Annotated in this window: 6 protein-coding genes; 1 reads left to right on the top strand and 5 read right to left on the bottom strand. The window is 63.7% G+C overall.

Annotated elements, in window-relative coordinates:
• Positions 1-35 precede the first annotated feature (35 nt).
• The 5 genes from NZM16_RS07525 to NZM16_RS07505 all read right to left on the bottom strand — a co-directional run bounded on the left by NZM16_RS07525 (position 36) and on the right by NZM16_RS07505 (position 4,583).
• On the bottom strand, positions 36-1,070 hold the full coding sequence (locus NZM16_RS07525) for a zinc-binding dehydrogenase (RefSeq protein ID WP_295479679.1): 1,035 nt from the start codon (positions 1,068-1,070) through the stop codon (positions 36-38).
• A gap of 287 nt (positions 1,071-1,357) precedes the next feature.
• On the bottom strand, positions 1,358-1,750 hold the full coding sequence (locus tag NZM16_RS07520) for a DUF309 domain-containing protein (protein ID WP_295479677.1): 393 nt from the start codon (positions 1,748-1,750) through the stop codon (positions 1,358-1,360).
• Between the two features lie 144 nt (positions 1,751-1,894).
• Positions 1,895-2,638 carry a DUF429 domain-containing protein gene (locus NZM16_RS07515; RefSeq protein ID WP_295479675.1) on the bottom strand — a complete coding sequence of 248 codons (744 nt, stop codon included), beginning with the start codon at positions 2,636-2,638 and terminating at the stop codon, positions 1,895-1,897.
• Positions 2,639-2,714: 76 nt separating this feature from the next.
• Positions 2,715-3,521 (bottom strand): bifunctional DNA-formamidopyrimidine glycosylase/DNA-(apurinic or apyrimidinic site) lyase, encoded by an 807-nt coding sequence (mutM, locus tag NZM16_RS07510; protein ID WP_295451204.1) that lies wholly within the window; start codon positions 3,519-3,521, stop codon positions 2,715-2,717.
• 90 nt (positions 3,522-3,611) lie between these two features.
• Complete coding sequence (locus NZM16_RS07505) at positions 3,612-4,583, bottom strand: ornithine cyclodeaminase family protein (RefSeq protein WP_295451202.1); 972 nt, start codon at positions 4,581-4,583, stop codon at positions 3,612-3,614.
• Between the two features lie 137 nt (positions 4,584-4,720).
• On the opposite strand from NZM16_RS07505, the gene NZM16_RS07500 reads away from it, so the two are divergent.
• Entirely contained in the window at positions 4,721-5,851 is a 1,131-nt protein-coding gene (locus NZM16_RS07500) for a glycosyltransferase family 1 protein (RefSeq protein WP_295451200.1), read from the top strand.
• Positions 5,852-5,988: the final 137 nt, after the last annotated feature.

The raw sequence follows: 5,988 nt of genomic DNA, 5'->3' as shown, positions 1-5,988 counted from the left end.
GTGGACAAAGCAGTAGTTCCCGCTCATCCGATTGGTTATACGATCCGCAGGATCACCTTTCCGAAAACCCGCCGATCCTCCAGGTAGCGATGGGCTTCCGCCGCCTCCTCCATGGGGAAGATCCGATCGATGACCGGGCGGAAGATCCCCTGTTCCACCCGTTCCATCACGGCCTGGAAATCCGCCCGGGTGGCCCCGAAGGAGCCCAGGATCTCCGCCTCTTTGTAAAAGACCCCCCAGAGATCCGTCTCTCCCCATCGGCCGGTGGTGGAGCCGCAAAACACCAGACGGCCCCGGAAGGCCAGAGAGGCCACGCTCTCCTTCCACGTGTCGGAGCCCACGTGCTCAAAAACGATGTCGACGCCTCGCCCCTCTGTGGCTTCCATCACGCGAAGGCTAAAGCGGGGATGTTCGCGGTAATTGATCAACACATCGGCGCCCAGGGCCCGCGCCTTTTCCAGCTTTTCGTCGCTGCTCGCGGTGGCGATGACGCGGCACCCGAAGTGCTTGGCGATCTGGATGGCCGCTGTGCCGATGCCGCTGCCGGCCGCCAGCACCAGCACGGTTTCCCCGGGTCGGATGCGCGCCCGGCTCACCAGCATATGCCACGCGGTCCCGAAAGCCGCCTGGATCGCTGCGGCCGTCTCATACGAGATGTTCGGCCCCAGGGGCATGAGATTGGCAGCGGGTGCCACCACATACTCTGCATAGCCGCCCCAGCGGTCCACGCCGATGATCTTCCGCCGCTGACACAGGTTATCCATCCCAGCCCGGCAGAACTCACACTCCCCGCAGACAATGAAAGCGCCGACCAGCACCCGATCCCCCACCTTCCATTCGGTTACCCCATCGCCGAGGGCTGCGATCTCCCCCGCAGGCTCCAGACCCAGGACGTGGGGAAGCTTCGCCTTGCGGCCCTGCGCGCCGGCTCGGGTGTAAAGATCCAGATGGTTCAGGCCGCAGGCATACACGCGAACCAGCACCTCGCCCGGGCCCGGCGTTGGGGTGGGCACCTCCTCCACCTGCAGGACTTCTGGCCCTCCACGTCGTCGCATCACAACGGCTTTCATCGAACCTCCTGTTCCGTCAGGTTTTAGGAGCGGAAATGCCTGTCGATGCTTCCCCGATAACCTGATGTCTCGTTCATGCGAGCCATCCTCTCTCCACGGTCCGAAGAGCGCTGGGGAGGGACTCGTCCAGCCCTGGCCATTCTGTCCCCACAGCCTAACTCCTATAGACTGGTCGCGTGATTCGTGGTGAGAGGCGTTTCGGGGCCGGGAAGGTCGCTAAGGGCGGCCCCGCCCAGCCCCAATATTCATCGGAACGAGGGATCAGCCGGTTTATCCAACGTCCAGCTCTACTCAAAAATCACGCGGGGGAACCAGCGTGCATCGATCCGAGGAAGCCCTTCGATGCCCAACACCTCCAGACGCTCCAGCAGGCGGCGCGCATCCTCCCGCAAGCGCGCCACATCGATCCCTTGACATCGATCCGGCGCGCGGGAAAGATGGGTCAGGCCCCGCCGCAACATCTTCAGCGCACCAGCATAGTTGCCCCGCTGGATCTGATAGCATGCGACGCCGATTTGCAGGATGCCCTGATAGATTTCGCGAACGGGACGGGTCTCCGCGCGCCATGCGTGTTCCAGGGTTTCATGTTGCTCGAAATACTCCCCGGCGTTGAACTGCTCCAGGCCTCGCCGGACTTCCTCGGGCAGCGGTTCATCGCAACACGGCCATCCCTTGCTCATAAGCGGCTCGCCTCCCTTTCAACGCGATGCAGAGCGGCGGGGCCGTCGGCAAAGCCGACCGCCCAAGAATCCATCCTCCCTCCCCACAGCTCATAAGGCCCAGGGGAGGAAAGTAGAAGACATCTTTCGATGGCCGAAGCACCATTAACCGATCCGGCGCGGGATGATCACATATCCGTTTTGCAGATCGCCGATTTGCTCGTATCCAGCTGGCCCATAAAACCATACGTAGCCGGCCACGTAAGCGCAAAAGGCAGCATCCAGCCGATCTTCCCACGCTTTTAAGGCCCGTCGGGTCTTTCGATCCGGCAGGGAGGATCGCCAGGCCTCGGGCCAGCGGAGGAGGGGATGGAAATGCTCCAAAGTGAGCAACTGGCGGTGCCATCGGCGCAGCCCGCGGATCCATAGGCCCCGGCCTAATCGTTTATAGCGGATCATCCGCCGAAGGCCAAACAGAATGACTGCCGCGGGGTGAGGGAAGACCTCGATCACGGTGCGAATCAAGGCCTGGGGGACAGAGGGAGGGTTTAGTGTGAACCCCCAGGCCGCCAGGGCCTGGGCCAGGGCTTCCCCCCGCAGACCGCCGAAGGCGCGGAGCCAGCGCCGATTCACCGGATAGCCGCCGGCATGGTAGCGCCCGAACCGGGAGGCGATCTCCCGATCACATGGTCGTGATCCTTCTTCGTTTGGGACGATCAGCGGCGCATCGATTCCGATGATGCACGAACCCTCCCGATAAGGGCTTAGAAATCCCAGGATCTCCGCATCGGAGCCCAGATCATCCGCCCAGGCCTCCACTTCCCAGTGATCCTCCTCCCAGCGGAGCGCCACAGCAGCCGTTGGGTTCCGCGGAGACCACGCCAGATCGACACCGATTGCCCACATCATGGGGAAGAACCTGGCTGCCTCTAAGGGGTCGGATGAGTTTTCGTCGGAATTTGCGAGTAGGTGAGCGGATGGGCATCTATCGCTGACAGGCAGGGCAGAAATAGGCGCTGCGGCCCTGAAGGACCTGACGGATCACGGGAGTTCCGCAGCGCCAGCAGGGCTGGCCCGCGCGTCCGTAAACCTTCAGGTAGCGCTGGTGCTCTCCGCTTCCCCCTTCCAGCCGACGATACCATTGGATCGTGGTCCCATGATGGCGCAGGCCAGCGAGAAGGGCCTCTCGGATGCCCTCCCACAGGCGCTGGATCTCCTCGCCGTTCAGGGAAGCCGCGGGGCGCATCGGATGCAGACGCGCCCGCCAGAGCGCCTCATCCGCATAGATGTTCCCGATCCCGGCCAGCACCGATTGATCCAGGAGCAGCGCTTTCAGGCGCCCCCGACGGCCGGCCAGCCGTCGAGCGAGATCCTCTGGCCGGAACTGGGGATCCAGCGGCTCCGGCCCCAGCTGTCGGAAGATCCGTTCCGGATCGGCCACCCAGTACAGACGGCCGAACTTGCGGAGATCCTGGAATCGGAGGATGCGCCCGTCGTCCAGGATGAAATCGGCCCGGGCATATGGGTCGGGTTCGAACGCGGAGAGCAGAAGCAGGCGGCCGGTCATTTTCAGGTGGACCAGCCATGATCCCTGGTCCAGGACGAACCGGAGAAACTTGCCCCGCCGGCTGACCTCCTGGATCACCCGACCTTTCATCCGCCGAACGAACGCGCGAGGAGAGGGGGTGACCACGCATCCGGGCCAGCGCAGGATCACATGGTCGATCCGGCGTCCCGTTATATAGGGCCGTAGCTCTCGAACCAGCGTCTCAACCTCGGGGAGCTCTGGCATCGCGTGCTTTCACCCGTATCGAGGTTACACGGTTGGGAGCCAATCGGAAAAGGGGAATGGCTCCCTCCGATCCCTCTTCCCTTCAGGGCGTCAATCCGCCAGCGGGACCTCCAGCAAGCGCAACGATTCGCCGATCCCCTGGGCCACTGCCCGTTCATAGACTATGGCCGCGACGGCCACATCTTCCAGAGCGATGCCCAGAGATTTAAAGAGCGTGATCTGATCTGGATGGGCGCGTCGCACCCGTCCCGCCACAACGTCTTTCAATTCGTGAATTCGCTCCCATTGTAGCCGTCCCCGCTCCAGAGGCTCCAGGAGATCGCCCGCCTCGATTTTCCCCTGATCCCGCGCATCGATGACGATGAAATCCGCTTTGGTCACCGCTTCCTCGTCCAGTTCCCGCCGGATCAGCGCGTTGGAGCCGGCGGCGTTGATATGCATCCCTGGCCGCAGCCAGGCGCCCCGCAGGACGGGTTCCCGGGCGGAGGTGATGGTGATTAGGATGTCCGCTCCTTCCGCAACCGCTTCCGGTCGATCCGCTGCCCGCACCGGGATCCCGAGGGTTTCGGCCATGCGGCGGGCGAACGCTTCCCGACGCTCGCGGGTTGGGCTGTAAACCCGGGCTTCCTCGATGGTCCGGACCGCACAGACGGCCATCAACTGGGTGGCCGCCTGGCGCCCTGTTCCATACATCCCCACGATCCGGGCATCGGGACGGGCGAGGTAGCGCGTGGCAAGGCCCGTGGCGGCTCCGGTCCGCAGGCGGCCCAGCATATCGGCCTCCATTATGGCCACAAGGGCTCCGCTTTCAATGTCGAAGAGCAGCACCACGAAACGGGCCTGCCCACCGACGGTCGTGTAGGCTTTCAGGCCGACGTAGCCGATCCCGGCCCCTCCCGCGGCCATCACGTGGAGGGCGCCGCGGGGCCAGCGAACGCGAGCCCGGGGCACGTTGGCGACCTGACCCTCGGCCTGGGCGCGGAAGGCCTGCTCTAGCGCCCTGATGGCTTCGGAGATCGGTAGCAACGCCCGCACATCCTCTTCACGCAGCAGGATCGGCATTAGAGGCCCTCCATCTCATAGTTTGGGAACGGGTTGGGTAGCGAACCCCCCTTCCCTCCAACTCCCAGAGACAAAGTCGGCCGATTAACCAAATTAGAATAGGGTAGGCTATCTTCTTTATCGGAGGAGTTCGCCGCGTGCCTTCGAATTCTACCCGAATCCGGATCGCTTTGAACGCTCAGCTGCTGGCCGGCGAGGCCTCGTATCGGAGCGCCGGGATCCATCGTTACATCTATGAGGTCCTGCGGCGCCTCCCGCAGGCGGCTCCCGATATCGCCTTCACCGCGTTCATCGGACCGCGATCCCTTGCTCCCGAGGCGCTGGGGATCCGCTGGGTCCGAACGACCTGGCCGACTCACCGGCCGGCGATCCGGATCCTGTGGGAACAGCTGGCCTTCCCGCTTCTTCTCGCTCGGGAGGATTGGGATCTCCTCCACGCCATGGCCTTTGTAGCGCCGCTGGCGGTCCGCATGCCGGTGGTGGTGACGGTATACGATCTGAGCTTCGTTCGCTATCCGGAGGCTTTTCGCGCATGGAATCGGATCTATCTGCGCCTGTTCACCCGCCTGAGCTGCCAGCGCGCGGCGGGGATCCTGACGATCTCTCAGGCGGCCCGCGAGGATTTAATCCGTCTCTGGAAACTTCCCCCAGAACGGATTGGGGTGGCCTATCCCGGGGTGGATCTTCGCTTCCGGCCGTTGCCGGAGGGGGAGGTGGCCACCTTCAGGGCCCGCCACGGTTTGCCGGAGCAGTTCATCCTCTATGTGGGGACCCTGGAGCCGCGAAAGAACCTGGAGATCCTGCTGGACGCCATTGCCCGGTTATCCCCGCCGGTTCCGTTGATTCTGGTGGGGGGTCGGGGATGGAAGCCGGCTTTTCTTTCCCGGTTGCAGATGCTGGAGCGAGAGGGTCGGGCACGCTGGATCGGATTCGTGCCGGACACGGAACTCCCGCTCTGGTATAATGCCGCCACCCTTTTTGTTTATCCATCTCGATATGAGGGGTTCGGGATGCCCCCGCTGGAGGCGATGGCCTGTGGAACTCCAGTGATCGCCGCCCGGGCATCCTCCCTTCCGGAGGTGGTTGGGGAAGCCGGCTTACTGATCGATCCCGACGACGTAGAGGGCTGGGCGGAGGGGATCCGAACGTTGCTCCGCGATGGCGCGCTTCGGGAAGCGTTGCGGGCTCAGGGCCTGGCGCGCGCCCAGCAGTTTACCTGGGAAGCCACCGTGAAGGCGATCACAGGCCTTTATAATAAAATCGTGTGATCACCTGTCCTCATCGCCCTCCCCTCGTCAAGATGAGGAACGCCATGGGCAACTTCCGAGCTCTCCCGGGGGTTTGGGGGCTTTGGGGCAGGGGCGCAGCCGAAGGCAGCGCCCCAGCCCCCAAAACAAATTTCACC

This window comes from Thermoflexus sp. (assembly GCF_025055495.1).
In the GTDB taxonomy this organism is placed as follows: Bacteria; Chloroflexota; Anaerolineae; order Thermoflexales; family Thermoflexaceae; genus Thermoflexus.
This window is presented reverse-complemented; position numbering and strand designations above follow the sequence as displayed.

Coding starts and splice junctions, on each gene's coding strand:
- NZM16_RS07525 (WP_295479679.1), bottom strand. CDS start 1,070: ATGAAAGCCGTTGTGATGCGACGACGTGGAGGGCCAGAAGTCCTGCAG.
- NZM16_RS07520 (WP_295479677.1), bottom strand. CDS start 1,750: ATGAGCAAGGGATGGCCGTGTTGCGATGAACCGCTGCCCGAGGAAGTC.
- NZM16_RS07515 (WP_295479675.1), bottom strand. CDS start 2,638: ATGATGTGGGCAATCGGTGTCGATCTGGCGTGGTCTCCGCGGAACCCA.
- mutM (WP_295451204.1), bottom strand. CDS start 3,521: ATGCCAGAGCTCCCCGAGGTTGAGACGCTGGTTCGAGAGCTACGGCCC.
- NZM16_RS07505 (WP_295451202.1), bottom strand. CDS start 4,583: ATGCCGATCCTGCTGCGTGAAGAGGATGTGCGGGCGTTGCTACCGATC.